At 31.2% G+C, this 24,789-nt stretch carries 25 protein-coding genes; 5 read left to right on the top strand and 20 right to left on the bottom strand.

The genetic code is table 11. From position 1 onward, the window contains the following. Nucleotides 1-58: 58 nt before the first annotated feature. On the bottom strand, nucleotides 59-1,804 hold the full coding sequence (locus TICRE_RS12195) for an ABC transporter ATP-binding protein (protein ID WP_075728478.1): 1,746 nt from the start codon (nucleotides 1,802-1,804) through the stop codon (nucleotides 59-61). Further along, nucleotides 1,794-3,533: an ABC transporter ATP-binding protein gene (locus tag TICRE_RS12190; RefSeq protein ID WP_075728476.1), complete on the bottom strand. Its 1,740-nt coding sequence runs from the start codon at nucleotides 3,531-3,533 to the stop codon at nucleotides 1,794-1,796. Before TICRE_RS12190 ends, TICRE_RS12195 begins: the two co-directional genes overlap by 11 nt. Before the next feature lie 149 nt (nucleotides 3,534-3,682). Here TICRE_RS12190 and TICRE_RS12185 point away from each other — a divergent pair, with 149 nt between their 5' ends. Further along, a complete protein-coding gene (locus tag TICRE_RS12185) occupies nucleotides 3,683-4,270 on the top strand; it encodes a CvpA family protein (RefSeq protein ID WP_075728474.1) in 588 nt (195 codons plus the stop codon). 118 nt (nucleotides 4,271-4,388) lie between these two features. On the opposite strand, the gene pdxS is transcribed toward TICRE_RS12185, so the two are convergent. The 5 genes from pdxS to TICRE_RS12160 all read right to left on the bottom strand — a co-directional run bounded on the left by pdxS (nucleotide 4,389) and on the right by TICRE_RS12160 (nucleotide 10,499). Then, nucleotides 4,389-5,258: a pyridoxal 5'-phosphate synthase lyase subunit PdxS gene (gene pdxS / locus TICRE_RS12180; protein ID WP_075728472.1), complete on the bottom strand. Its 870-nt coding sequence runs from the start codon at nucleotides 5,256-5,258 to the stop codon at nucleotides 4,389-4,391. Between the two features lie 332 nt (nucleotides 5,259-5,590). Next, nucleotides 5,591-7,285 carry a methyl-accepting chemotaxis protein gene (locus tag TICRE_RS12175; RefSeq protein WP_075728470.1) on the bottom strand — a complete coding sequence of 565 codons (1,695 nt, stop codon included), beginning with the start codon at nucleotides 7,283-7,285 and terminating at the stop codon, nucleotides 5,591-5,593. A gap of 617 nt (nucleotides 7,286-7,902) precedes the next feature. Then, nucleotides 7,903-8,961 carry an EAL domain-containing protein gene (locus TICRE_RS12170; protein ID WP_075728468.1) on the bottom strand — a complete coding sequence of 353 codons (1,059 nt, stop codon included), beginning with the start codon at nucleotides 8,959-8,961 and terminating at the stop codon, nucleotides 7,903-7,905. A gap of 158 nt (nucleotides 8,962-9,119) precedes the next feature. After that, nucleotides 9,120-9,896: a Fic family protein gene (locus tag TICRE_RS12165; RefSeq protein WP_075728466.1), complete on the bottom strand. Its 777-nt coding sequence runs from the start codon at nucleotides 9,894-9,896 to the stop codon at nucleotides 9,120-9,122. A 51-nt stretch (nucleotides 9,897-9,947) separates the two neighbouring features. Further along, entirely contained in the window at nucleotides 9,948-10,499 is a 552-nt protein-coding gene (locus TICRE_RS12160; protein WP_198927572.1) for a TetR/AcrR family transcriptional regulator, read from the bottom strand. 168 nt (nucleotides 10,500-10,667) lie between these two features. Between TICRE_RS12160 and TICRE_RS12155 the strand changes: the two genes are divergently transcribed. Beyond that, the gene (locus TICRE_RS12155; RefSeq protein WP_075728462.1) at nucleotides 10,668-11,915 is read left to right on the top strand and encodes a glycosyltransferase; all 1,248 of its coding nucleotides are present in this window, start codon (nucleotides 10,668-10,670) and stop codon (nucleotides 11,913-11,915) included. Between the two features lie 120 nt (nucleotides 11,916-12,035). Here the strand turns inward: TICRE_RS12155 and TICRE_RS12150 are convergent, their stop codons facing one another. The 6 genes from TICRE_RS12150 to TICRE_RS12125 form a co-directional block, all read right to left on the bottom strand. Beyond that, nucleotides 12,036-12,152, bottom strand: coding sequence for a cysteine-rich KTR domain-containing protein (locus TICRE_RS12150; protein WP_198927575.1), 117 nt, complete (start codon nucleotides 12,150-12,152; stop codon nucleotides 12,036-12,038). 4 nt (nucleotides 12,153-12,156) lie between these two features. Then, nucleotides 12,157-12,507, bottom strand: coding sequence for a DUF1048 domain-containing protein (locus TICRE_RS12145; protein WP_075728460.1), 351 nt, complete (start codon nucleotides 12,505-12,507; stop codon nucleotides 12,157-12,159). A gap of 9 nt (nucleotides 12,508-12,516) precedes the next feature. Then, nucleotides 12,517-12,864 (bottom strand): DUF1048 domain-containing protein, encoded by a 348-nt coding sequence (locus TICRE_RS12140; protein ID WP_075728458.1) that lies wholly within the window; start codon nucleotides 12,862-12,864, stop codon nucleotides 12,517-12,519. Further along, complete coding sequence (locus TICRE_RS12135) at nucleotides 12,864-13,142, bottom strand: PadR family transcriptional regulator (protein ID WP_075728456.1); 279 nt, start codon at nucleotides 13,140-13,142, stop codon at nucleotides 12,864-12,866. Before TICRE_RS12135 ends, TICRE_RS12140 begins: the two co-directional genes overlap by 1 nt. Before the next feature lie 103 nt (nucleotides 13,143-13,245). Then, the gene (locus tag TICRE_RS12130; protein WP_075728454.1) at nucleotides 13,246-14,364 is read right to left on the bottom strand and encodes an AAA family ATPase; all 1,119 of its coding nucleotides are present in this window, start codon (nucleotides 14,362-14,364) and stop codon (nucleotides 13,246-13,248) included. A 2-nt stretch (nucleotides 14,365-14,366) separates the two neighbouring features. After that, nucleotides 14,367-15,179 carry a DUF6414 family protein gene (locus tag TICRE_RS12125; protein ID WP_075728452.1) on the bottom strand — a complete coding sequence of 271 codons (813 nt, stop codon included), beginning with the start codon at nucleotides 15,177-15,179 and terminating at the stop codon, nucleotides 14,367-14,369. Between the two features lie 246 nt (nucleotides 15,180-15,425). Between TICRE_RS12125 and tnpA the strand changes: the two genes are divergently transcribed. From tnpA to tnpC, 3 genes are all read left to right on the top strand, one after another. After that, the gene (gene tnpA, locus TICRE_RS12120) at nucleotides 15,426-15,872 is read left to right on the top strand and encodes an IS66 family insertion sequence element accessory protein TnpA (protein WP_075728450.1); all 447 of its coding nucleotides are present in this window, start codon (nucleotides 15,426-15,428) and stop codon (nucleotides 15,870-15,872) included. Next, on the top strand, nucleotides 15,869-16,225 hold the full coding sequence (gene tnpB, locus TICRE_RS12115; protein ID WP_075728448.1) for an IS66 family insertion sequence element accessory protein TnpB: 357 nt from the start codon (nucleotides 15,869-15,871) through the stop codon (nucleotides 16,223-16,225). Before tnpA ends, tnpB begins: the two co-directional genes overlap by 4 nt. A gap of 108 nt (nucleotides 16,226-16,333) precedes the next feature. Further along, nucleotides 16,334-17,911, top strand: coding sequence for an IS66 family transposase (gene tnpC, locus TICRE_RS12110; protein ID WP_075728446.1), 1,578 nt, complete (start codon nucleotides 16,334-16,336; stop codon nucleotides 17,909-17,911). Between the two features lie 101 nt (nucleotides 17,912-18,012). Here tnpC and TICRE_RS12105 read toward each other — a convergent pair whose 3' ends face one another. The 7 genes from TICRE_RS12105 to TICRE_RS12075 form a co-directional block, all read right to left on the bottom strand. After that, complete coding sequence (locus TICRE_RS12105) at nucleotides 18,013-19,014, bottom strand: virulence RhuM family protein (RefSeq protein WP_233120211.1); 1,002 nt, start codon at nucleotides 19,012-19,014, stop codon at nucleotides 18,013-18,015. A 497-nt stretch (nucleotides 19,015-19,511) separates the two neighbouring features. Then, nucleotides 19,512-20,045, bottom strand: a complete 534-nt coding sequence (locus tag TICRE_RS12100; protein ID WP_075728442.1) for a flavodoxin domain-containing protein — start codon at nucleotides 20,043-20,045, stop codon at nucleotides 19,512-19,514. 51 nt (nucleotides 20,046-20,096) lie between these two features. Further along, on the bottom strand, nucleotides 20,097-20,483 hold the full coding sequence (locus tag TICRE_RS12095; protein WP_084191960.1) for an FMN-binding protein: 387 nt from the start codon (nucleotides 20,481-20,483) through the stop codon (nucleotides 20,097-20,099). A 13-nt stretch (nucleotides 20,484-20,496) separates the two neighbouring features. Beyond that, nucleotides 20,497-21,126: a TetR/AcrR family transcriptional regulator gene (locus tag TICRE_RS12090; RefSeq protein ID WP_075728439.1), complete on the bottom strand. Its 630-nt coding sequence runs from the start codon at nucleotides 21,124-21,126 to the stop codon at nucleotides 20,497-20,499. Nucleotides 21,127-21,727: 601 nt separating this feature from the next. Then, entirely contained in the window at nucleotides 21,728-23,191 is a 1,464-nt protein-coding gene (locus TICRE_RS12085; protein WP_084191959.1) for an ATP-binding protein, read from the bottom strand. Nucleotides 23,192-23,561: 370 nt separating this feature from the next. Then, complete coding sequence (locus tag TICRE_RS12080; protein ID WP_075728435.1) at nucleotides 23,562-24,164, bottom strand: CadD family cadmium resistance transporter; 603 nt, start codon at nucleotides 24,162-24,164, stop codon at nucleotides 23,562-23,564. Nucleotides 24,165-24,206: 42 nt separating this feature from the next. After that, nucleotides 24,207-24,686, bottom strand: coding sequence for a Csac_0668 family 2Fe-2S cluster-binding (seleno)protein (locus TICRE_RS12075; protein WP_075728433.1), 480 nt, complete (start codon nucleotides 24,684-24,686; stop codon nucleotides 24,207-24,209). Nucleotides 24,687-24,789 lie beyond the last annotated feature (103 nt).

The raw sequence follows: 24,789 nt of genomic DNA, 5'->3' as shown, positions 1-24,789 counted from the left end.
TAGTAAATAGTTCCTTTTTTATCTATAATAAACTCTTTCCATCATAATATCACAACTATTACTGATTTCTCATCTGTTCATCATACATATTTTTATAAAAACCATCTTCAATCATTAAAGACTTATGATTTCCTTTTTCAATTATTCTTCCTTTATGAAGAACAATGATTTTATCTACATCTCTTATAGTAGAAAGCCTGTGAGCTATTATAAATGTTGTACGGTCTTCTTTTAATTTCTGAATACCTTTTTGTATTGCTTTTTCAGTTTCAGTGTCAATATTTGAAGTAGCTTCATCTAAAATTAAAATCTTTGGATTTCTTATATAGCTCCTTGCAAAAGAAATCAATTGTTTTTCACCTTGGCTAAGATTGTTTCCTTTTTCAAAGACTTTTTGATTTATTCCTCTTTTTACGAGTTCTTCTCCTCCTACATCTATAAGAGCTTTTTTTACATCCTCATCAGTAAATCTAGCATCACCAAGTACAATATTATCTTTTATATCAGTTTCAAATATAAAAGCATCCTGAAGCACTACTGACATTTCTTCTCTTAGAGAATTTTCATTTATGTCTTTTATATTTTTATCATCAATATAAATATTTCCAAGCCTTGGGCTGTAAAAGCTTAAAATCAAATTTATTATAGTACTTTTTCCGCTTCCAGTTGAACCTACAAATGCTATTGTTTCTCCACTTTTAACTTCAAAACTTATATCTTTTAAAACATCTTCTTCACCATAAGCAAAGTATACACTTTCAAATCTTACATCTCCTATAATATTTTTGATTCTTCCTTGCTGTTCTTTAACCTGCTTTAACTCCAGCAAGTTAAATATGTGTGATGCCGAAGCATAGGATTGCTCAACCTCTCCAAATCTTGTAACAATAGTATTTATATTATTGAAAATTTTAGTAACATAATCTATTACAATATACATACTACCTATAGTTACCGCATAAGCACTGGTTATCTTTCCTACTCCAAAATATAAAAGAACTATTACTGTTCCAAGATAACTTACAATATCAATTGCTCTATACCCTCCATAGCTTCTTACCTTAGTAATCTCTAAATTTGTATCAAATATCTTTTTATTTGTTTTATCAAACTCATCCTTTATATAGTCTTCCTTAACAAATGATTTGATAATCTCTATATTTTGTATATTTTCATTGATGCTAGAATTTATGTCCCCGATATAATTTCTGGTAAGAGTTGTATATTTGGCTGTTTTATATCTTAAGTCCCTAAATATAATATATACTAAGGGAAGGAGTATTAAAAGCATTATTCCTACAGCAAAATTGGTTATAAGAATCATCAAGTAAAGACTTACAACCATTATGGCAGAAGTTGTAATATCAGATAATACTAGCTGAAACATTGTTTTTAATTTGTTTGTATCATTAGTAATTCTTGAAACAATGCTACCTGAAGGCAGTGTGTCAAAATAAGAGATAGGAAGTTTTGTAACATGTTGATAAACTTCCTTTTGAATGCTAAAAGCTATTTTATTTGCTGCCTTTTCAAATGATATAATTGCTAAATTACTAAATAGTCCGCTTAAGAGATAAGCTATAAGATAAACTCCAAGAAGCTTTAATATAGAAATAAAGTCTTTTCTTTCTATATTTATCTTTATATAATTGTTCAGTATAAAGCCAATAACTAAAGGACCCAGGATTTCCATACCTGTTCTAATTAAAGAAAGCACTAGACCTACAGCTAAAGACTTTTTTTCATTCATTGCATGTTGTTTTAATTTTTCTGTTACTAGCTTATTTCTTATATTATTCTTCATCAAAATGACTCCTTGCTGACTGATTTTGATATTGTTTGGAATACCAATTACCTTTTTTAATCAATTCTTCGTGAGTTCCTCTTTCTTTAATTTCTCCTTTATCTAAAACTATGATTTCATCAAGATCTTTAACCTGGCTTATACGATGGCTTGAAATAATCATAGTCTTTCTTTCTTTCAGTTTTTGTATATTTCTTAAGATGTTTTTTTCTGTTTTACCATCTACCGCGCTCATTGCATCGTCCAATATTAAAATATCTGGATTTTTTAATATTGCTCTTGCTATACTTATTCTCTGGTTTTGTCCACCTGAAAGAGAAATCCCCTTTTCACCACATAGAGTATCAAGTCCTTTTGGAAATATTTTAAGATCCTTTTCAAAGTCAGCAAATCTTATAGCTTCCATTACTTCTTCATCAGTAGCATTGGGTTTTGAAAGTTTTATATTGTCTTTTATGTTTTTTGAAAATACCATATGTTTCTGAGGTACATAACCTATTTTTTCTCTAATGCTTTCTGCTGTATACTTATCGATATTCTTTCCATCAATGTATATACTCTCTGTATTCATAGGGTAGAGGTGAAGCAGCTGCTTTATAAATGTTGATTTTCCTGAACCAGTTTTCCCAAGAACACCTATAGATTTACCTTTTTTTATTTTTATATTTAAATCTTTTAAAACATCTTCCCTTGATGTAGGATATTTAAAACTATGATTTATAAACTCTATATCCTGATTTTCATTTAGGTCTATACTTTCTGGACTATCTGTAATATATTCTTTATAATCTAAAACTTCTTGTATTCTGTCCATTGAAGAATTTGCCTGTTGTTTAAAGTTGATAAAGTTACCAAATGCATGCATAGGCCATACAAGCATATTTAAATAGTAGGTAAAAGAAATTAACTTTCCTATAGAAATTTCTCCCCTTGAAATTAAAACAGCTCCATAGCATATCCCTATAATAAATGTAAATGCTGGTATAATCCTTTGAACAGGAGTAAGAAGAGCTTGATATTTTACAACTTCCATATTTTTATCAAGTAAGTTTTTACCATTTTCTTCAAATTTCCTTCGCCTTATATCCTGAAGATTAAATACTCGTATTATTCTTATTCCTTCTATATCTTCCAAGACATTAGAGTTTAGAGAGTCAAATGCCCTCTGAACTTTATACCATCTTACAAGAATTTTTTCTCCAATCCATATGCTTAAGTAGGCAAGAATAGGAAGAGGCAGTATCGAAGCTAAAGTAAGCTTTACATCTACAACCACCATCATCATTATTATAATGATAATTGGAAAGACAGTAGAATCAAACAAACTTAATGTTCCTATACCAGCTAAGTTAGATATACTGTCAACATCATTTGTAGCTTTTCCCATAAGAGAGCCTGTAGAGTTCTTTTCAAAAAAGTTCATGGACTGATTTAAAATCTTTGTCATAAGCTTGTCCCTTATCTTATAGTCTATTTCGTTTCCTGCTCTAAATGTAAAGTAACTCCATCCCATAGCTAAAAAATATTTAACTACTATAACAAGAATGTCTAAACCCAAGATAATTAAAAAAGTATTTAAAGCAATTGTCTCTTCAAATATCATATCAGTTAATCTTCCTGTTATATAGGGCGGTATAAGCCCTACGATATTACTTAAAGCTAAAAAAACAAATGCTAAAATATATTTATTTTTATAGTATGAAATAAACCACCAAAATTTTTTAAACATAAATCATCCCTCTTTAAAATTTAATCATCTGCTAATAAAACTGATTATATGATATGATATACATATAATACTTTTAAAAAGCTTAGTGTTTATATATCTTAACATATTTAAAGTGTTTTGATAAATAATAAATATGGAAAGGAAAAGTTATGAATATAATAGATTTAATTATTTTAGCAATTATAGGTTTAACTGCTTTATCTGGTTATAGAAGAGGGTTTATTTTATCATTTTTTAGTTTAATAAGACTATTTTTTGCAATAATAATTTCTAAAGCTCTCTACCCATATATCATAAATTTTATGACTCAAAATACCAGTATATATAATGGTTTAAACAACTTTTTGTATCCTAAAATACAAGCCTTGTTAAATGGGCCAAGTCTTCTTATAGCTGATAAAATAACTTATTTAATTATTAAACTATTTATAATTATTATAATTTATTTTATAGTTAACTCAATATTAATTCTAATTATCAGGCAGATAGATAGTTTCTTTAAGCTACCTATTTTAAATACTTTAAATAAGTTTTCAGGCCTTATATTTGGCTTTGCAAAAGGTGTTTTACTAATATATATAATATACGCATTATTAACACCTGTAATTATGCTAAAACCTGAGAGTTTTATCTCTGTTAGTACAACGAATTCAGCCTTAGCCAGATATTTTTACAAGCCTGATTTTATATTAAACTATCTAAAAGATAATTATCTCAATTTAATAAACTCTATATAGATTCTACTATATAGAGTTTATTTTTTAGCTTTTCAAATTATTTTATTCATCTACTTTTTCAATCCTATTGCTCTTTAACAAGCAATATTACACTCCAAGTATATAATTCTATAAAATATTAATTGCCTCTATCTGCCATTCTTTCTTCTTTATCTATTGAATACACATTGATTCCAACCATTGCTTCTCCTAAATCTTCTGAGATTTCAGCAAGTATTTTCGCATCATTATAGTTGGCTACTGCTTGAACAATAGCTTTTGCTCTTTTTCTTGGATCGCCTGATTTAAAAATTCCAGATCCAACAAATACTCCATCACAGCCAAGTTGCATCATCATCGCAGCATCTGCAGGAGTAGCAACACCACCAGCAGCAAAATTAACAACTGGGAGTTTTCCATTTTCATTTATATATTCAATAAGTTCAATAGGAGCTTGAAGTTCTTTAGCTGCATTCATTAATTCTTCCTTTTTTAAACCTTGAATTCTCCTTATTTCAGAATTCATAAGTCTCATATGCTTGACTGCTTCTATAACATCTCCAGTTCCTGGTTCTCCTTTAGTTCTAATCATGGATGCCCCTTCTCCAATCCTTCTTAAAGCTTCACCAAGATTTTTTGCTCCACAAACAAAAGGAACTTTAAATGCTTTTTTATCAATATGCAAACTAGGATCGGCAGGACTTAATACTTCACTTTCATCAATATAGTCTAATTCTAAAGCTTCTAATATTTGGGCTTCTACAAAATGTCCTATCCTTACTTTAGCCATAACCGGAATTGAAACAGCTTTTTGTATAGCTTTAACCATTTGTGGATCTGAAGCTCTTGCAACACCACCATCTTTTCTAATGTCTGCCGGTACTCTTTCTAGTGCCATTACAGCACAAGCCCCTGCTTCTTCTGCAATTTTTGCTTCTTCAGGTGTTGTTACATCCATTATTACCCCACCTTTAAGTAGTTCAGCAATGTTATTATTTAACTTATTCATTGGCAATTCCTCCTATATCCTTTAAATTTATGATGCATTCTTTAACTTTAGTTATTATTAGTCTAATTATTACATATTTTCAATATAATAGCAATACAGTGGTAGAATTATAGCTATATATTTTAAGGCTATAGGCAATAATAGAATGAGTAAATTGTTTAAAACAGATACTCGGAGTTATCTTTATAGTATATTTATTATTTGACATCTCAATATCTTAAACTTTTAAAAATTTGTTCAACCCCTAAAAGTTTTTCACCATTTGTTATTTGATTTTCTACTTGATCATATTCTCCTTGTTCTATATGTTTTGGTATTAACATTAATATTACCTAATATTTAAATCTTCCTATGCTTTTAAATATGGCTTCCGCTTGTTTTGATAATTCTTCACTAGCATTAGCTATTTCCATTGTTGAAGCTTCTTGTTCTTCCACAGAAGCTGCAGCTTCTTGTGTACCCGCCGCATTTTCTTCTGATATAGCTGACAGGTTTTCTATAATGTTTATAATTTCTTCCTTTTTAATACCCATTTCATGTCCACTATCATTTAAGGTTTTTATTGCATCTTTTATAATATCTATAGCTTTAGCTATACCTTCAAATTTATCTTGAGTATTGTTTACATTTTCTGATTGTGATTCTACAATATTGTGTACTTCTTCCATGAATTCAACGGAATTATTTGTTTTATTAATTAAATCTTTGATTATACTAGTTATCTCTTCGGTAAATCTTGTAGACTCTTCAGCAAGCTTTCTAATTTCATCTGCTACAACTGAAAATCCTCTACCCGATTCCCCTGCTCTAGCTGCTTCTATGGCCGCATTTAAAGCTAATAGATTAGTTTGTTCTGCTATATTTTTTATCATCTCGCTAGCTTTAGCTATTTTTCCTGCACTGTGGCTAGTTTCTAATGTAATGTTTTTCACTTCTTTTGTAATATTATTATTTTTCACTGCACTTTCTTTCAATTCATTTAATGCAGTATATCCTTCATTTACTAATAATATTATTTCTTTCGATAGACTGTCTAATTTTTCAGCTTGCCTTAATTCATCTTCTATTAAATCACCTAAACAATCTATATTAATTGCACCTTCTTCAGTTTCTTTTGCCTGATTAGTAACACTTTTTGCTATTTGATATATAGCTTTAGTAGCTTCACCTGCCACTATGACAGATTCATTGGTTGTTGCTGTTAATTCCTCTGAAGATGCTGCTACATGTTCAGAAATATTAGCTATTTCTATTACTATATTTCTTACTTTTTCAATAAAAATATTGAAACTATTGGATATCTCTCCTACTTCATCACTACTTATCATATCAACCTTTGATGTAAGGTCTCCATCCTTCGTTGCTAATTCATCTATTTTTTTTGTGACTACATCTAGTCTTCTAATTTTCTGAGCAAGTAAAACAAATGTTATAATTATTGCTAAAATGAGTAAAGTTATTAAAATAAATACTATTGTAATTAAAAAAATAGATTTATTAGAAGAATATTTTACCTCATTTTCAGCCATTTTATTAATCTCTTCAATAAATAAGTTAGATAAATTTGTTATTTCTTTCTTAGATGTATTATAATTGTCATCAAATACTAATCTTCTGGCTGTTTCTCCATCTCCTCTTTGTATAGCCTCCATAGCCTTTTCTTCTGTTTTCACCAAGTTATTAGAGGATTCAGCTGCTTTCTCTAAAATTAAGAAATGTTCTTCCTTTGCTCCTATCTCCTTTAATTTAGAGATAGTTTTTTCTCTTGTTTGTGTTTCATTTACTTCTTTCCAATAATTATCATAATATATTTTTTCTCCAAATTGAACATAAGCTCTTACCTGATTAGTCAAGTAGTCCGAAGCATCTCTTAATTGTAGTCCTAAGTTTGCAAATTGGAACTGTCTATCTTTTGCTATTCTCTCTGCTTTGATGCCTATATTTAATTCAAACACTGCAAAAACATTTAAAATTATAAGTATTATACTTATAACACTAGTAATTTTTAATAGCCTTGAAATTTTCATATATCTTCAACACCTTTCAAAACAAGTTGATTTTTATACTATATTAGCATTTCTAGTTATAATAGGATTTTTATGTTTTTAAACATTATTTACTTTTAACATATGTTATAAAACAAATAATTGTGACTTATGCAGGTATATAGCTATTGTTTTCTCTTTAAAAAAATTTCTTTGTCTCTAAAATTATACAAAAAAAGCCAATTAGGACTCTATGTTCAAATCCAAACTGGCTTCTCTCTACATAATATATTGAAACTTCTCCGTTATTTACCGCCCTCTCTTTTGTTAGGAAATCTAACGTATCGGTCTTTTGAAATATGGAATGTCCTTTGTATTTTAAATTACTCAACATTTGTCTAATGCTACTTTCAAATTATTTGATTATAAATCATATATCCTTATTTTAAATTCTTTTAAAGACTTACCTTCCATGTTTTTCTATATACGAGATTCACTTACACTATATCAAAATATACAATCTGTTATAGCTGGCGGGCTTGAAAAAAGGGTATTTTCATAAACACATTATTAATTACTGTTATATACTTTAAATATTGTTCTCTTAATTTGGCAAAATTACTAAATATCAAGTTTTAAAAACCCTATCTATAAAAATATTATGGTAAGAGTATACCTGTTAATGGTGTTTCTTCGGGTTTCCCAAAAAGATATCCTTGCATTAAGTCTACATTTTCTCTTTTTAGATATTCATACTCAGCTAATGTTTCAACTCCTTCTGCTAATATAGTTGCTCCTATTTTTTTACCAGCATTTATAAAATTAGATAATATTTCTTGTTTATTACTATTGATATCAATGTCCCGTATTATATTCATATCGATTTTCATATAATTTGGCCTAAGTTGGAGAAGAGAATCAATAGTAGAATATCCACTCCCTATATCATCTAATGCAGTAGAATAACCTTTATCCCTATAATAATTAAGAATTCCATTTAAATGATTAAAATCCTCTACTTTCTCTGTCTCTACTACTTCAAAAACTATTTGATCTTCATTTATATTTTCTTCATTTAAAACTTTTGCAGTACTTTTTAAACATAAAGACGGTTCATAGATTGCAGTAGGAATAAAATTAACAAAAATCTTCTTTATTATACCTTTTCTTGAAGCTGCTCTAATAGAATATTCCCGACAAACTCGATCCAAATAAAATAATAAATCCATCTCCTTTGCTATTGAAAATAACTTTTCAGGATTCATAATAGTACCATCTTTTAACACACCCCTACTCAATGCCTCATAACCATGGATTTCTCCTGTTCTTGGATCAATAATTGGTTGAAAAAGAGTTTTTATTCTTCCTTCATTTATTATCTCAGCCACTTCCATGCCTTGATATAGTTTTACCCATTGCAATAAACTTCTATAGTTTCTTAAAGAAGAAAATTTAAGGTCTTCTCCATTTTGTAATGGTAAGATTTTTATATCTTTTTGCTCCACAGGATTAAAAACAGAATTACTCAAAAAAAGAATGAAATCTTGAAACTCCACCTGTTTTATTAAGTAACCATCATCTACTGCTCTAAAATTATAATTGTTTTTCTTTAATGCAATTTCTGATAGCTCAATGTGATGATGGGTTGGTAGATTCATATAAACATCTTGATTTTCAAAAAAAGTTTTATGCAGTTTTCTACATCTATTACAATTCATAAACTTACTCCTTTATTTATGGTTTTTATAAACATTAATCATAATTTCTACAATGAAAAAACACTAAATGATAGAGGATGATAAGCATTAGCTCCCATCCTCTATCGATGTTCTAATATTATTTACTTTACATTCTTAATAAGTCTAAAAATAACTTACTATTTTATCTTCATTCCATTATTATCTTTTCCTAACTTTGGTAATGGTATTTGCAGAAGTCTTAAAAAGTCCTTTTGCGATTCCAACTCCCTCTCTAATATAAAATTAATGAATGGTCTATCATCTTCATGTGCTTTTTCAAGGAGTGAAATATAGTCTATTCTTAAGATTGGTGGAATTAATGCTGGCAAGTATCCATCCTGTATTAGTGCTGTATTCATTAATAATCTAGCGACCCTACCATTACCATCTTTAAAAGGATGAATAAATACAAACTTTTTATGAAGAAGGGCTGCAAATTCTACTGGATGATACTTTCTTCTTTCCTTATTCATCCACCTACATAAATCTTCTATTTCACTTTGAATATCTTCAACTTTAGTAACTGGGTAGTTAGAGCCTGTAATAAATACAGGAATATCACGGTATGTTCCTGCAAATTCTTCATCTATATTATGATAAAACAATTTATGTAAATAAAGAATATCTTTCTCTGCAATTTCTTTGTTACCAAGTAAAGTAAACATATAATCATATGCTTTAGCATGATCCACTGCCTCAAACATATCCCTTAGGGGTCTTCCCCCCACTGTTAGTCCATCTTCTATTAAAACTTTGGTTTCACTCATCGTCAATGAGTTCCCTTCTAGTGCATTGGATGTCCATGTTAATCCAATTCGATAAAATTCTTTTATTTGCTTTAGCATTTCGCCCTCAAAAGGTCTTAATTCATTAATAATTGTTTGATATAAATCTAGTTTTTCAAGGTGACTCATAGGTTCACTCCTTATCTCCATATTTTGTATTTTAATCTAATTATATAATTATTACCTATCCATGTCTATATCCAATTCCTGAACAAATCGATTATCCATCAGCTTATACATCAAAGGTATAAGCTGTTCCATTGGAATATTCTTATTCTGATCAAACCAATGTTTTATTATTGATAGGGTAGCTCCGACTAAAAACTCTAAAGCATAATCTATCTCTTCAGGTGAAATATTTACGCGATTTGTTATAGCTTCCATCATCATCGATTTAAAAACATTTTTCATCTTTATTGAAAAACGTGGATCTCCATTCTCACTTAATAAAACTGAATAATAGTCACTGTTTTTCTCATAAATTGTAATGATATTTTTAAAAAAATCAGGGCTATGCTCACGAGATTTATCTATTGATGGTAAATGTTCTATCCCTGGCATTAAATCTTCTTCAATCTGTTCAAGTATATCGTATACATCTGTGAAATATGCGTAAAAGGTAGATCGATTGTATCCTGCTTTTAGCGTAATGTCTTTAACTGTTATTTTTTCAATCTTTTTTTCTTTATATAATTCCCAAAATGCATCTTTTATGGTTTGTTTTGTCATCATGGTTATTTCAGGTTGTTTTTTATTCATTAGGATTCTCCTTAGTATATTAATCCGACACATCGACATAGATTGTTGATTGTATGGTTGTTCTTTATTCTATAAACTTATATCATACAACAAGTTGTCGAACTAAACAAACTCTAAAATTCATTTTTAAAAGGAGAACTTATGATTACAATATTATGCGGCGGTTCAAGAGGTGATTTTCAACCTTATATAGCTCTTGCACAACAACTAAAGAAATATAAAAAAGAAGTACGAATTTCAGGTCCAAAAGAATTCGAATCATTTGTGACCAATTACGATATTGATTATTTTCCAATTAACGTAGATATAAGTGCTTTAAACATTGATCCAAAAATGTTGGAAAAAGCTGGTTCTGCAGATAATCCACTCAAAATGCTACTAGCTTTCAATAAAATGAAAGCATACGGTGAGTATACTACTAAAGAATATTATAAAGCCTGTCAAAATAGCGAACTTATTATTTATCATCCAGGTTTAACTATTGGCTATTTTGCAGCTAAAGAACTTGGCATACCATCTGTACTTGCCTCACCATTTCCTATGCACAAAACAAAAGAATATTTATCCGTTGTTATGTATGGTAAATCAAAACCAACTATGATTAATAAAAAATTAAGCTACTTAATGATACAAGGTATGTTATGGCTGGCTGGAAAAGATTCCGTTAAATCTTTTTGGAAAAAGCAATTCGGTCGATTACCAAAAGATTTTGGTGCTCCCTATGAACACCATAACCAATCTAATCAGCCAGCTCTCATTTCCTGTAGTAATCATATATTTGAAAGGCCTGCAGACTGGAACTCACATATCCATCAAAAAGGCTATTGGTTTGTTGAGGAGAAAGATGACTTTAAACCCGACGAAGCCTTAGTAGACTTCATTCAGGCAGGCGAGAAACCTATCTATATAGGTTTTGGAAGTATGTCTATGATGAAAAAACATGCTGAACTAGGTGAACTTATCGTTAATGCAATAAGAAAAAGTGGTAAACGAGCTATTATCTGTGGTTTTGGTAGACCTGATAATCTAACCGATGATATATATGCACTTGATAGTATCCCTCACACTTGGCTTTTTAACCATGTTTCGGCTGTTTGTCATCATGGTGGTGCTGGTAGCTCCGCTGCAGGATTTAGTGCTGGTATTCCAAGTATTATTATTCCATTCTCTAACGATCAATTTGCCTGGGCTCATCGTTCTTATGATCTAGGAATTGGTGTTAAACCTATAAATGTAAAGAATTTAACTGTCGATAACTTGGCTAATGCTCTCATATCAGCTTTTCAACCAGACCTCATAGCAAAGGCAAAAGCAATAGGTGTTAAAATCCAAACTGAAGATGGTGCTAAAAATTGTGCTACAGTTATTATTGATCTATTAGAAAATTAAGCATTAGAGGATGTTAAATAAATGATATGTCAACCTTTTTTAGGTTCTTTCCAACATTGGTTGATTTAAGCACTATTGTAATATGCATTTGGATATATCTCAAAGCGTCTTAGAAGCCATCTACTTCATTTGTTTTACATTGATTATCGTTTCCTGTTTACACTTAGGACAAAATAGTGGGAAGTTTTCAAGCACCGTATCATCAAGTATCTTGACCCTTGTTTTGTTGACCTCTATCCTTTTACTTTGTTTTATCCTTAACCTTTTTCATGGCCTTGTTAACTTCTTGGTCAACAGATTCTTGATAGATGTCAGCGTAAGTTTTTGAATCTTTGATTAGATCGTCACAGAAAGCGGCTACGTCACTGTCCGTCACTTCAAGCACGCCTTTCCCCAAGGCCACGCCCTCTTCAAAAAAGTTCACAATCCCAGAGAGTAAATCTATACCATCAGTTAATTCAACTGGACCAACCTTAAAGAGATATTTTTCAATCTCTTTATAAACAATCTGATAATCTTTCGGGAGCGCCTTGACACGCGCCACGTGCACTCTCCACTCTTTTTTGCCTTCGATGATATCTTGTATTCTCATTTTATCCTCCTATCTACCTAACTTTTTAGCGATATTATTGTTGAGTTGCTTGCGCCACTTGTCCCGAAAAGACTTTGCCCCTTCTTCTCCTATCAACGCTGAACAGAAGCCTTCGATATCACCACCCAAAACCTCTTGTATACTCTGACCGTCCGCAGCCGTTTCTTCCAGCAGTCCAAGCACACCTTCAAGAATTGGCATTAGGTTGCGACCAGTGAAATCTGAGTGTTGCCAAAGATTATCCTCAATTTTTTCCCATGCCACTTGATAATCAGCGGGTAGATTTTTGGCTAGCAATTCAAAAGTTTTCAATTCTTTAGTCATGTCATTTCCCGTAATTTTTTCCCCAAACTTCATTATTTCTTCTCCTTTAACTTGTTAATTTTTGATGATACCAATTCCCATCTTTCCCAGAATCTCCTCAGCTCTTCGCACCCAGCATCGTTGAGCGTGAAAAACTTTCGCGGTGGCCCCATATCAGATGGCTTTTTCGTAATTTCTACCAGCTTGTTTTTCTCAAGCCGTACCAAGATGGTATAAACTGTCCCGTCTACAATATCGGAAAATCCGAGGGCATTCAGACTATTCTTTTCTATCTTAACAACCGTCTCAACGGTACAATAATTTGAAAACATATCCCACAAGATGTCAGATTAATTATAAAATTAACACTAACTGTTTTATAGTATTAATATAATTATGTATTATAAACATAATGGTAACTCCCATCTACATAGATTAAATTATATTTCTAGCTTTAAGAATTTCATAATTCAACGCATCCTCAATATCATTCTTTAGCATTCTCATGTTTTTATAATAACCCTCTTGAATTTGAGCGATATAAAATGCCAAAACTTTATTGTTTTTAATAAGAACCTGATCTTCATCCATCAATTCATCAAAAAGACTATTGTAGTTAATCTTAGCAATTTTGATTTTATCTTCCATGGTGATTGAATTAAATTTAATAATCTTGGAAAATCGAGAATATATCGGAGTCCCTAAATGTTTTTCCGCCTCTTCCTCAGTTAGATAATTAGTGGTACAAATAATAATACATTGTTCAACATTAACGGTATAATTCTTATCTACAAAAACTCCTTCATCAAACATCTGATAAAATGCATTATAAAATGAATTATGTACTTTATCAAATTCATCAAGTAATATTACATTAGACTCCCTACGAATTAATTCTCTTGCCAGACTATCCTCTCCATGCTCTGCGCCAAATATATATTTATACGCTTCCCCCGTTTGCTGCATTGAGAATTGTATTCTCAACATCTCTCTTTCAAAATGAGAATCAATAAATTTTGCTGTTTCCGTTTTTCCAACCCCAGATTCACCAAGAAAAAGTAAGGTTACTGGCCTTTTTCTATTTGGACTTGTGAGCGAATACACCGATGATAAAAATTGCCTGACAACATTTGGTTGTCCAATAATTGTATTGTTATAGTTCATTGATATATTTTTCAAAATCTCTAATGTCAACTCTTTATGTTTATCAGTATGTTCTTCAATTAATGCAGAATATGTTTTTTTTATATCTTCATAGAACTTTGTTGGTGGATTGTTGAGCCAGACTGTGTTAATTTTTACTCGCGAATGTTCTAAGACATTATTTGAAAAACTAAGTATTGCCCATTCTTTTATTCCACCATAATCATCCGTTTGGATAACTAAATTATCAATTTGCATAGGTAACTCGTCTGTTGATGTTATTCCATCCAAAACAATTTTTGTTTTATTGATATGATCTAAGACATCACCAATAGTAAAATAATGATCTGCCGAACTAATTAGTTTGTTAAACTTGGTATCTGATCCAAAATGAATGTGTATTTTTTTCATAATTATCCTGCAATCCCCGCTAAAACAACATCATAAACATCAACCTCAATTATATCTTGTGACTGGGTATCTTCTATATAACTTACCCGATCTTTATTCCTAGTTCCAAATTCAAATTCTCTAGATAAATCCAATTTGCTTTTATCTGTTTTTCCAACATAGATTGCATAAAGTGAAAGTTGCATTTTCGGCAAATCAGACATAGTATAATTATTTCTAAATGCAGAACTATTAAAACGAAAAATCGTCTCAATTTGGTTAGGATGTGAGACAAATTCATAATAGCCCCGGCCTCTAGCAATGGCCTCCTCTATCTTGGAAATATCCATTTTGAATTCATTTTCATCATTGCTTGGAATAGGAACATCACCATCAAGCATTGTGAAAAATGGCGCTGCTAACATTAGAAACGAAAACGAATTTGGTTCGGGATACATGATTAATTTTTCAAAAGACTTTATAGACGTGCACATCCTATTTTTTTCTTTTTTTCGTTGGTCCTTATCAATCAAATCTAAAAAGTCGGCAAGTAAAGTGTTTTCAAGAATATTCCTTGCTATTTTTTCTTTCTTTCGATTAACATCTACACTTCCATTTGCGCTTGCATTAAATGTAATACCGCTCAAAAAACTAAACAATTTTGGGGCATTTTTCCCATTAGTTCCAATACCCCCATCAACATCTGCACTTGCATTCATATCGGAGTTTATACTTGTAATAAATTCTGTTGTTTTTTTGAACTCTCCACCTAAAATTATCTGCATGTAATCTGCAACAGAACTTTCATCAAAATATATTACTTTAACAAATTTCATATTTTCCCTCCATATTCATTTCATTTTTTTAAATCTTGTGAAAATATATAGCTGTCAATTTTCTTATAGCATTTTCAGATATAATCGGCTATCTTCAAGACTCAAAACAACCTTATCCATGTCTTTATTTTGGATTATAAAATTTGTATCAAACACAAATGCTTTTTTCTTTCTCATTTTAGTCTCCATTTTGTCATTTATTGATCGACAGTAAGCGTTCAATAATCTCATGGATTTAAAAGCATCATGCAATATGAGATAATATCCCTACAAAATACTTTTAATGTTAACAAACAAGCTTTGGCAACATTAAAACAGTGGGGAGATGATAATTTGACTACTATGAAAGCATCAAGACATGAAATCCTTAAAGCCCAGTGGAAGAATATAATTAAGGACCAAAGTAAAAGTGATCTATCAATTAGGGAATGGTGTAGAGAAAATAATATTGCACATGGCAAATTCTACTATTGGCAGAGAGTAATTAGGGAGGAAACATTAATTAAAGCTGGAACATTAGCTGTTACAGGACAAGCTCAATTTGTAGAAGTCAAACCAAGTGTGGCTGAACTTAAATCAAACGACCAAGGCACTTGTGCTATCCTTCGTTCAAATGGAAATGAAATTGAAATTTTAAATGGAGCAGACCCAAATACATTAGGAGTGGTACTTAACCTAATGGGTATGCTATGAGAATAAGTCTTCCTGATGATATACGAATATATATTGCCTGTGGTAAGACTGATATGAGAAAATCTATAGATGGTCTTTCTGCAATTGTATCTCAAAATTTTAAACTAGATCCATTTGAAAATGCATTATTCCTTTTTTGTGGAGGAAAAAGAGACAGAATGAAAGCTATACTATGGGAAGGAGATGGTTTTCTTCTTTTATACAAGCGACTTGAAAATGGTGTTTTCCAGTGGCCAAGAAGCACAGAAGATGTTAGAGAAATTAGTCCACAACAATATAGATGGCTAGTAGAAGGACTAACAATTGATCAGAAAAAAATAATTAAAAAAGTAAATAATAAACTGGTAATATAGTTGCTTGAAACTCGTAAAAATACATAGTTTCAAGCAATTTCTTCTTGTTTTTCAATTGAGGAAATGATATAATATCCTTAAGAAAACAAACAAGGAAGGGCGATTCTAATGGATGAAAAATCTTTAATAAAGACACTTCAAAATACAATTGAATCCCAAAACAAAACCATAGAAGGCCTTAGAGAAGAGTTGAAAAAGGTTAATGAGAATATGGAATATCTCATTAAAAAACTCTATGGAAGAAAAACAGAAAAAACCTCTGCCATAGATGGTCAGCTAATAATTAGTGACATAGGCTTAGGTCTATTTAATGAAGCCGAAAAGGAAATGGACTTATCTGTACTTGAACCAGTTCCATTTGAAGAACCAATTAAAAAAACGAGAAAAGGATACAATAGAAAAGATCTATTTAAAAACTTACCTAGCCAAGATCAGATATTCAAATTAGAAGCTAGCCAGCAGGTATGTCCAATAGATGGAAATAGACTTTCAGTTATGGGAAATAAATTCATAAGATCTGAAATTAAATACATACCAGCAGAAATATCTGTAGTTAATATATACCAAGAAACATATGAATGTCGAGCATGTAAAAAAGAAGGTAAACCTGGGATATTTAATCCATATACACCAGAGCCTGTGCTTCAGCATTCTTATGCAACAGCTTCAAGTGTGGCATGGACAATGTATCAAAAATTTGTACAGTCAGTGCCACTCTACCGCCAAGAAAAGGATTGGAAGCAGATGGGATTTCCCCTAAGCCGTTCCACCTTATCTAATTGGATCATAAAAACATCAGAAGAATGGTTGTATCCAGTAGTAGAAAAGCTCCGTGAAGAACTACTTAAGGATAAATACTTGTATGCTGATGAAACCCCAGTCCAAGTATTAAATGAAGAAGGTAAGAAAAATACCACAAAATCATATATGTGGGTATACTCTACTTCAATTAATGCTAAACATGGAATAAGAATATTTAAATATGCACCTGGTAGATCAGGAGATAATGCCAAAGAATTCTTAAAGGAATTCAATGGATACCTCCACACAGACGGATTTTCAGGTTATGGTAAAGTAAAAGATATCCGCCACTCCTTATGTTGGGCACATGTTAGAAGATACTTTACGGATGCCCTTCCAAAAGACATGGAAAGTCCAGAAGCGACTTTACCAGCAACCGGAATAGCATATTGTAACCAGTTATTTGACTGGGAAAGAAAATTTAAAGACCTATCCCCAGAAGATAGAAAGAAACAGCGCCTAGAAAAAGAGAAACCAGTTCTAGAGGCCTTTTGGTCATGGGCAGAGATTACAAATGAAAAGGTACTTCCTAAATCTAGTATTGGGAAGGCCCTCCAATATGCTCTAAATCATACAGAAAAATTACAAACATATTTAGAAGATGGAAACTGTGTTATCTCTAATAATATAGCTGAAAATAGTATAAGACCATTTACAATAGGGAGAAAAAACTGGACTTTCTGTGGTAGCCCCCAAGGGGCAAATGCGAGTGCATGTGTATACTCACTAGTTGAAACAGCAAAAGCCAATGGATTAAACCCCTATAAATATTTAGAATTCCTCTTATCAAGATTACCAGGATCCAATATTAAAACAAACCCCAAAGTCTTGGATCTAATGATGCCTTGGGATGAATTAATTCAAAAAACATGCAAATCTGAATAAACACTACTATAGGGATATCATACAGATATCCCTATTATTATACAATGCATCTTTTATTGATCGCTTACGATCGACATTCTTATTATAGCAATAATACAAATTTATTTTTGGTCTCCCTCACCTAACAATTTCATTTCCATTTCTTCTAATGCTTTAATATAATCTTTCTCTGCTTTAGATATATCTCCTAAATGCAAGGCCTTATATTTCTTATACTCTTCTTTTGCCTTAAGTTCAGCTGTCTTAGCACTGATCTTACCGGCATGGGTTAGAATTTCATGCTTGGACAATTTGAGAAATCCATCTAATGTTTCAATCCAATCTGACATATACATAGGTATTCTTCTACGAGTCTGCATTTCAGCAAACTCAAGATAAGCAGAGACAACGCTATTTAATGCAGATAATTCATCTTCTGTACAATAATTTTTGGCTACTAACGCATCAGCTTGTTTGGGCTGTTCTCCTTTGAAACTTAGGATACCCATGTAAGGTTTATCGGCATTGACTGAGTAATAAATTTTTTCTGCAGCGGTTTGTCCATGCGCTGCCCAGTGCATTTTGTTTTGCACAGTTTTAAAAAATAGCATTGAAGATTCTATTCTTGGATCATAATCAATGCTTGTTGCATAGATATCAAGCACTTTCCTCCAAAATACTTTTTCTGATGAACGAATATCACGAATACGCTCCAACAATTCCTCAAAGTAAAGACCTCCACCATTATTCTTCAAAAGGTCATCATTCATGGCAAATCCTTTTTTCATATATTCTTTTAAAATAGTACTGGCCCAAATTCTAAACTGTGTACCTCGCAAGGATTTTACACGATAACCCACAGAAATAATGACATCCAAGTTATAATAATCAACTTGATATGTTTTACCATCAGCTGCAGTTGTTGCAAAATTTGCAACAACTGTATTTCTTATTAATTCACCTTCGTTAAATATATTTTTTATATGCCTAGAGATGGTAGATTTATCACGCTGAAATAACTCTGCCATTTGATCAATGGAAAGCCAAACCGTATCATTCTCAAAAGTTGTTTCTATTTTAGTCAAACCATCTTCGGTCTTATACATAAGAATTTCAGAGTTCATATTCATGCTCCTTACACGTTTTTCTTTTATTATACATGTTTCACCAAGATATTTCCATTATTATACCAAAAGGAGACTAAGTTTAAGAATTATTTTACTTCATTAAACTTAGCCCCTAGCATTGTAATATTTTATTAAAAACTCCTATCTATATGATTTAATCTAAAAGGTTATATTAATTCGACTTTCTGAGCTATCTTATCCACTGGGATTTTTCCATCACCCTCACCAAACTCAATGTTTATGTGGATATGACTATCTGCATTTTTGTGGGAAAGAGATACAACTGTCTCAACGTGCCTTGAGAGTATAATAATGATATCATAGTCTGATACTACCCCCTTGGTGGAAGGGTATATCTGTGAACCTAAGTATGATTAATAGCTTTTTCATTACAATATCTACCAATACACACTTTGGTTATTTATAATTTTTGATTCTAGTATACTGAAAGTTTTGTAATTATATAGGTTAGTAATTAAGGTTTATTAATATCCTTAACTTTCTAAAAATGATAATAATGGTTTTATCATATTTTTATCAGTAAAATCTACTTTTTTTCCGTATGTAGCTAAAAGTTCTCTATCATCATCAGATAATTCATCAGAACTCTTCTTAGAAATTACAATTTTCATCATTGCCATCATGGATTTATGAATTATTCCTAACTTCTTGTAATCAATTCCACCTCGTAAATGAAAAAACTTTATATTATCACGCATCTCTTTTGAAAAGTGTTTTTCTATAATGGGAAGAAAAACTTCCTCTTTATCAGTTGAAGCCAGCCCTACAGTAAAAACTATTATTTTTTTATCTTTTATAATCTCAAAGTTTTTAGTTATGGTAGAAATTCCAGCAATCCCACTTGCATATAATCCGCCACCATAAATAATAGTATCATATTCCATTAGTTTCTTAGTTTCTATTTCTGAGCATCCAAAAAAATCTGCTTTAGCTTCTTCAGCTATCCACTGAGCATATCTTTTAGTGCTACCATATTTAGACTTATATACTATAGCTATATTATTCATATATTTTCACTCCCCATCTTATATTTACTTAAAATATTTATTTGCCCCTTTTTAATTATTTAATGCATCTTCTATTGACTTAAGATAAGCTTTAGATGTCACTGTGGCTTGTGATATTACATCTGTTTTAGTATTTTGCGCTTCAATAACTTTATTAAATAATTCATCACTTACACTAGACTTTGCAAATGTAACATCATCTTCTATATTAATTTTTATTATTTTATGGTCCCTTACTGTAACATTGAGCTGATTTGACCATCTTCCAGCATTATATTTCCCACTATATATCCCATCATTTAGATCAGATATATTTATTCCGTTTATTCCAATATTCATTCCTTCACTAAGTCCTCGAGATAGATAAAATATTCCACTTGCAAAAACCAGTATAAATACACATGATATTGTGATTATTATTTTTAATATTCCCCTCAATTCCCTCCCCCTCCTAATTTAATCTATTTCCATTAGCCATTCTTAATACTATTTCATTTGAATAAAAACTAATCAAATTATCTCTTTGTTCATCGCTAATGTCTTTTTCTATTATGATTTTGAAAATAAGACCTAAGGTTGATACTACAATCATTTGAGCAGTTAATTCAATTGTATTTTCATCTACATCTTTATCCTTATACATTTCTTTTAAGCATTGGTATAATGCAGACAAAGCTGGTTTTTCTTTTGAGGCACCTTTAAATAATGAAGAAGTATGTTTTAATGCCACTTTTGATTGATTTAACTGGGCTGCCATAAATTCTTCTGGCATACTTAATGCTACTTTTATATAATTTTGGGTCATTTGTACTAATTTTTCTTCAGGTACGCTACCCTCTATTTTCATAGAAGATACTGCTGATACTATTTTTTTATAGCCTCTTTGTATTACAACATTCAATATTTCTTCCTTATCATCGAAATAATGATAAATTATAGAAGGGGAATATTCAATTTTTTTAGCAATTTTTCTAATCGACAGTTTATCAAATCCCTCGGAAGCTATGATGTCACTTGCTGCTGAAAGGATAAGCTCCTTCATTTCCTCTACTTCTCGTTCTCTTCTTTTTTCTGTAGTCATTGTTTCACTCCTTGTTTTCATTTAACATCATTTAATTATTGTACGTCGTTCAATGACTAAAGTATAACACTTAACAGGATTATTGTCAACATAACAATTAGGTATAAAGCATTAGTCAGCCTATTCTACTACTTATCTAGGAGAGGATTCTTAATTAAAACCAATATCCCCCATCCTTGCAATCTTGCTTTTATATACACAATAGTTTTTAAAGAAAAATCCCCTTAAACTTATAGTCTAAGGGAACAAAAATACACTATATTTTTATTAAAACCTTCTTAAAAACTAGCAATTCCAATCTATTCCTTCTCTATCAACACAACACACTCCACATGCCTTGAGGTGACAATGATGTCAATTGAACTTGGTAGCTCCTTGGTGTCATGTTGTATTTTGGGAATTATTGCAATTTACTTGTTTTTAATGAAAGTTTGCACTAGTATAGTGTGACAATTATATTTTCCAAATAGAGAATTCAACTATAATCAATGATAGTTCCGCTTGAACATAGTAATGCTTTTACAATAGATTTTTGGCTAAGTTTTTCCTTAAAACCGCTATACTGACTCTTCTTTCTATGAATTGAAGACCAAACACTGGACTACTTTTTTTTACTGAAAACACCGGTTAACTTCCCGAATAAAGATGTTTCTTTCGTCTTGATTTCATCCAACCTAACTTGATTGTTAAATAATTCAACTCCCATTTCACCTATAATTTTTCCTAATTCATTTTCAAAGTTACGATTATTATCAGGATATCTTGTAGTTGCATGTATATACTCGTGAATTAAAACATCGTAAAAAACATTTTCTTTATCAAGAACGCTTTCTTTGATGATAATGGCATTCTCATCTGGATCATAAACCCCGTTTGTATCACCACTTATATATTCATTTATCGTTTTAGAAATTTTTATTCTGTATCTCCATTTTTTATCTCTCAACCAATCCATAACAATATGATGTTTTTCCCAAACAATCTTCCTTTTTGAAGATAGTTCCTTTGGTGATACCCAAATATACTCAAAATTATCGTTATACTCTTCACGTACTAAATCGAATGTTCCCATTGCATTACCGTTAATATCAGTAGAATCTTTGATTTTATCGAAAGCATTCTGAGGAACGATAACCAACTCTCGTCCTGATTCTTTGATTTTCTCCTTATCATCATTTGACAATTCATAGGCTTCCATTTGAGAGAGATATACAACTGGTTTTTGAGCATTGTATGTTTTCATTGCATGAACTTGAATATCGACATAGTTAATTTCATCATAGCATCCACCTGTATTCAAATTTTTCAGTTCGTTAACCAACTGTTGTATAACAATTTCACTATTACTTTTCAAGAGTAACTTTTTCACAATATCTGCATATGCAGTTCTTCCGACATTGCTACGTTCTCTGTTGAGAGCTTTTTTCATAGCAGCAGAAAGTCTTGTTATATTATAGTTAAACATATAATTCTCTTCTTCTGCAACTTGAATACCATTAACGTATATTATGGAAATATTTCCATCTTTTCTAAATATCTCACCAAATTCTGTTCTCTCAATTGGATTTTCAGGATTAAAAGCTAAAAAAAGTTTCTTTGCTTTTGACATATCATCATCAGAAATTGACAAGATAAATTCAGTACCTGAAAAATCGTAATCATCAGTTTCAGAAACAGAAATATGTAGCGTTTCAATGTCATTAAAACCACCCTTTTTATGCATTTCAGTAGAAAAAACACCATGCTTAGATTTAATCTTGAGGTCAATATTATGTCGATAGAAAACTGCTAAGGCATCTTTTAATCCTACACCAAATTTCCCAATTATGCCTTCAGCATTATTCTTTTCTTCACTTTCATTCTGAGAAAAATGTTGATAATTTAAGCCACGACCAAAATCTCTAATATGCCAGAGTCCTTTTTTGTCTTTAAAAATATCAACAGGTAATGAATTAGTTAATATTGTTTCATCTAAAGCATTAGCGACAATCTCTCGTACAGCATGATAAACTTCCCAATTTTCTAAAACTTGTTCAATGTTTAAATCGAAATAGCGCTTTTCCATTGACATATCTCCTTAACTTCCAATTTACCCCGACATCCATCTTACTCGCTCAAAATTTTCATTATCTGAACCCCAGCCTAAACTATCCTCAAACTCGCACTTTCATAGAATCAAGGTTTCTCCTCCAGCAAACAAATCGTCTCCACATGTTTTGAGAGGAGGGGATAGCTGTCAAGAATTAGCAGCCTGTATTTTTTAGACTGAAATTCTCTCCGAGGGAACATATCGACTAAGGGTGTACGTATGTGGGAACAAATCAACTATAGACTTTCGTGTGAGTTTATTGTAAAAACCTAATTCACCGAAAAGAAATGTGGCGCATCTCGGTTTTCAAACTTACACTAACTATAAGAACTTATCAAGAATATAGTCAATTATAAAAAGAAATCAGGTAGTTAATTGTGCCATTTTCGACAAGAATATAAATTCCTAACCCGATAAAGATAACGGGCACAATAATACGCCCATAGCGTTCGATAATTCCACCAATCATTGGGATAGTAGCAAATCTTTTAGCTAACTGGCATAGAAGGAATATGCCAATAATAAAGACTGCAAGAACTATAACAATCTGACCAACATTCATTCCTGTAAAATATGGAATATAAATCCCAAGATTATCTCCTCCCATAGCTAAAGTCAGACCTGTAATAGCAAAAATTTGGGATTGATTGTTTTTAATTTGATTTCCAATGGAATCTTCATCCACATCCTCATCAACAAATATCGAACGAATCCCCAAACCCAAAGGAATCAAACCTAGAAACCCAATCATCAAATCCTGAGGAATATAATTGAGGAAATAGGCAGCAATGAGGCTTACCCCGACTAATATACCAGTCCCTAAATATTGCCCGATATAAATAGATTTTATCCCTCGGGTTCCTTGGTTGGCAAAAAGAATTATTAAAACAACTAAATAGTCAATCGATGTAGAAATGAATACAAGTAACGCTGAAATAAGTGTTTGCATAATTTTCTCCTTATACTATAGATTTTTAACATTCAGTTGAAATTATTCCATTTTTAAGCCTTTATCGATTGCCTCCTGAATAATTTTATGGCAACAAGTCCCTAGAGGGTTTTTTTCCTTGCAGTTGGAATTTTTCATAGCACCAGTTATGGCATTCACTTCTTTTACACTTTTCGCTCCATGTTTTAATACTGCATCAATAACCTGATCCTCTGTAACTTTGCTACAATAGCATGCGTACTTTGGATTTGCATCTTTCTTAAACCAGATAGGTACCCTAACCTGGTCTTTTAAGAATTTCTTTTCGTTATCAACACTATAGTAGACTACATTACAGTACTCATTCATGCAAATCTTATATTGCTCTCCTTCGACTGACTTGTGATAATCGTCTGTTACTAAGTGCTCAACGGTCACTTTACTAACAGAAATTCCTCCTTTATTGCATACCGGGCAATTATCCTTAGTTTGATCTATTTTCTGTGTATTGCACTCATGGCAACATTCATTAACATTGTTCATTATATATCCTCCTCGTCTTTGCTTCGCATTAAAAGAAGATGCACACTGCCTGCTATCAAAATTCGCCGATTAAGATGAATTCAACTCCCAATCGGCGATAAAA

Origin of the sequence: Tissierella creatinophila DSM 6911, assembly GCF_001940565.1 — a bacterium.
In the GTDB taxonomy this organism is placed as follows: Bacteria; Bacillota; Clostridia; order Tissierellales; family Tissierellaceae; genus Tissierella_A; species Tissierella_A creatinophila.
Note: the sequence above shows the minus strand (reverse complement) of the source record. Positions and strands in the feature narration are given on the sequence as shown.

Coding starts and splice junctions, on each gene's coding strand:
- TICRE_RS12105 (WP_233120211.1), bottom strand. CDS start 19,014: ATGAACTCTGAAATTCTTATGTATAAGACCGAAGATGGTTTGACTAAA.
- TICRE_RS12125 (WP_075728452.1), bottom strand. CDS start 15,179: ATGAAATTTGTTAAAGTAATATATTTTGATGAAAGTTCTGTTGCAGAT.
- TICRE_RS12080 (WP_075728435.1), bottom strand. CDS start 24,164: ATGCAAACACTTATTTCAGCGTTACTTGTATTCATTTCTACATCGATT.
- TICRE_RS12075 (WP_075728433.1), bottom strand. CDS start 24,686: ATGAACAATGTTAATGAATGTTGCCATGAGTGCAATACACAGAAAATA.
- TICRE_RS12130 (WP_075728454.1), bottom strand. CDS start 14,364: ATGAAAAAAATACACATTCATTTTGGATCAGATACCAAGTTTAACAAA.
- TICRE_RS12090 (WP_075728439.1), bottom strand. CDS start 21,126: ATGACTACAGAAAAAAGAAGAGAACGAGAAGTAGAGGAAATGAAGGAG.
- TICRE_RS12085 (WP_084191959.1), bottom strand. CDS start 23,191: ATGGAAAAGCGCTATTTCGATTTAAACATTGAACAAGTTTTAGAAAAT.
- TICRE_RS12165 (WP_075728466.1), bottom strand. CDS start 9,896: ATGAGTCACCTTGAAAAACTAGATTTATATCAAACAATTATTAATGAA.
- TICRE_RS12140 (WP_075728458.1), bottom strand. CDS start 12,864: ATGAAGTTTGGGGAAAAAATTACGGGAAATGACATGACTAAAGAATTG.
- TICRE_RS12170 (WP_075728468.1), bottom strand. CDS start 8,961: ATGAATTGTAATAGATGTAGAAAACTGCATAAAACTTTTTTTGAAAAT.
- TICRE_RS12195 (WP_075728478.1), bottom strand. CDS start 1,804: ATGAAGAATAATATAAGAAATAAGCTAGTAACAGAAAAATTAAAACAA.
- TICRE_RS12185 (WP_075728474.1), top strand. CDS start 3,683: ATGAATATAATAGATTTAATTATTTTAGCAATTATAGGTTTAACTGCT.
- TICRE_RS12160 (WP_198927572.1), bottom strand. CDS start 10,499: ATGATGACAAAACAAACCATAAAAGATGCATTTTGGGAATTATATAAA.
- pdxS (WP_075728472.1), bottom strand. CDS start 5,258: ATGAATAAGTTAAATAATAACATTGCTGAACTACTTAAAGGTGGGGTA.
- TICRE_RS12100 (WP_075728442.1), bottom strand. CDS start 20,045: ATGAATAATATAGCTATAGTATATAAGTCTAAATATGGTAGCACTAAA.
- tnpA (WP_075728450.1), top strand. CDS start 15,426: ATGCAATATGAGATAATATCCCTACAAAATACTTTTAATGTTAACAAA.
- TICRE_RS12145 (WP_075728460.1), bottom strand. CDS start 12,507: ATGAGAATACAAGATATCATCGAAGGCAAAAAAGAGTGGAGAGTGCAC.
- TICRE_RS12175 (WP_075728470.1), bottom strand. CDS start 7,285: ATGAAAATTTCAAGGCTATTAAAAATTACTAGTGTTATAAGTATAATA.
- tnpC (WP_075728446.1), top strand. CDS start 16,334: ATGGATGAAAAATCTTTAATAAAGACACTTCAAAATACAATTGAATCC.
- tnpB (WP_075728448.1), top strand. CDS start 15,869: ATGAGAATAAGTCTTCCTGATGATATACGAATATATATTGCCTGTGGT.
- TICRE_RS12155 (WP_075728462.1), top strand. CDS start 10,668: ATGATTACAATATTATGCGGCGGTTCAAGAGGTGATTTTCAACCTTAT.
- TICRE_RS12190 (WP_075728476.1), bottom strand. CDS start 3,533: ATGTTTAAAAAATTTTGGTGGTTTATTTCATACTATAAAAATAAATAT.
- TICRE_RS12135 (WP_075728456.1), bottom strand. CDS start 13,142: ATGTTTTCAAATTATTGTACCGTTGAGACGGTTGTTAAGATAGAAAAG.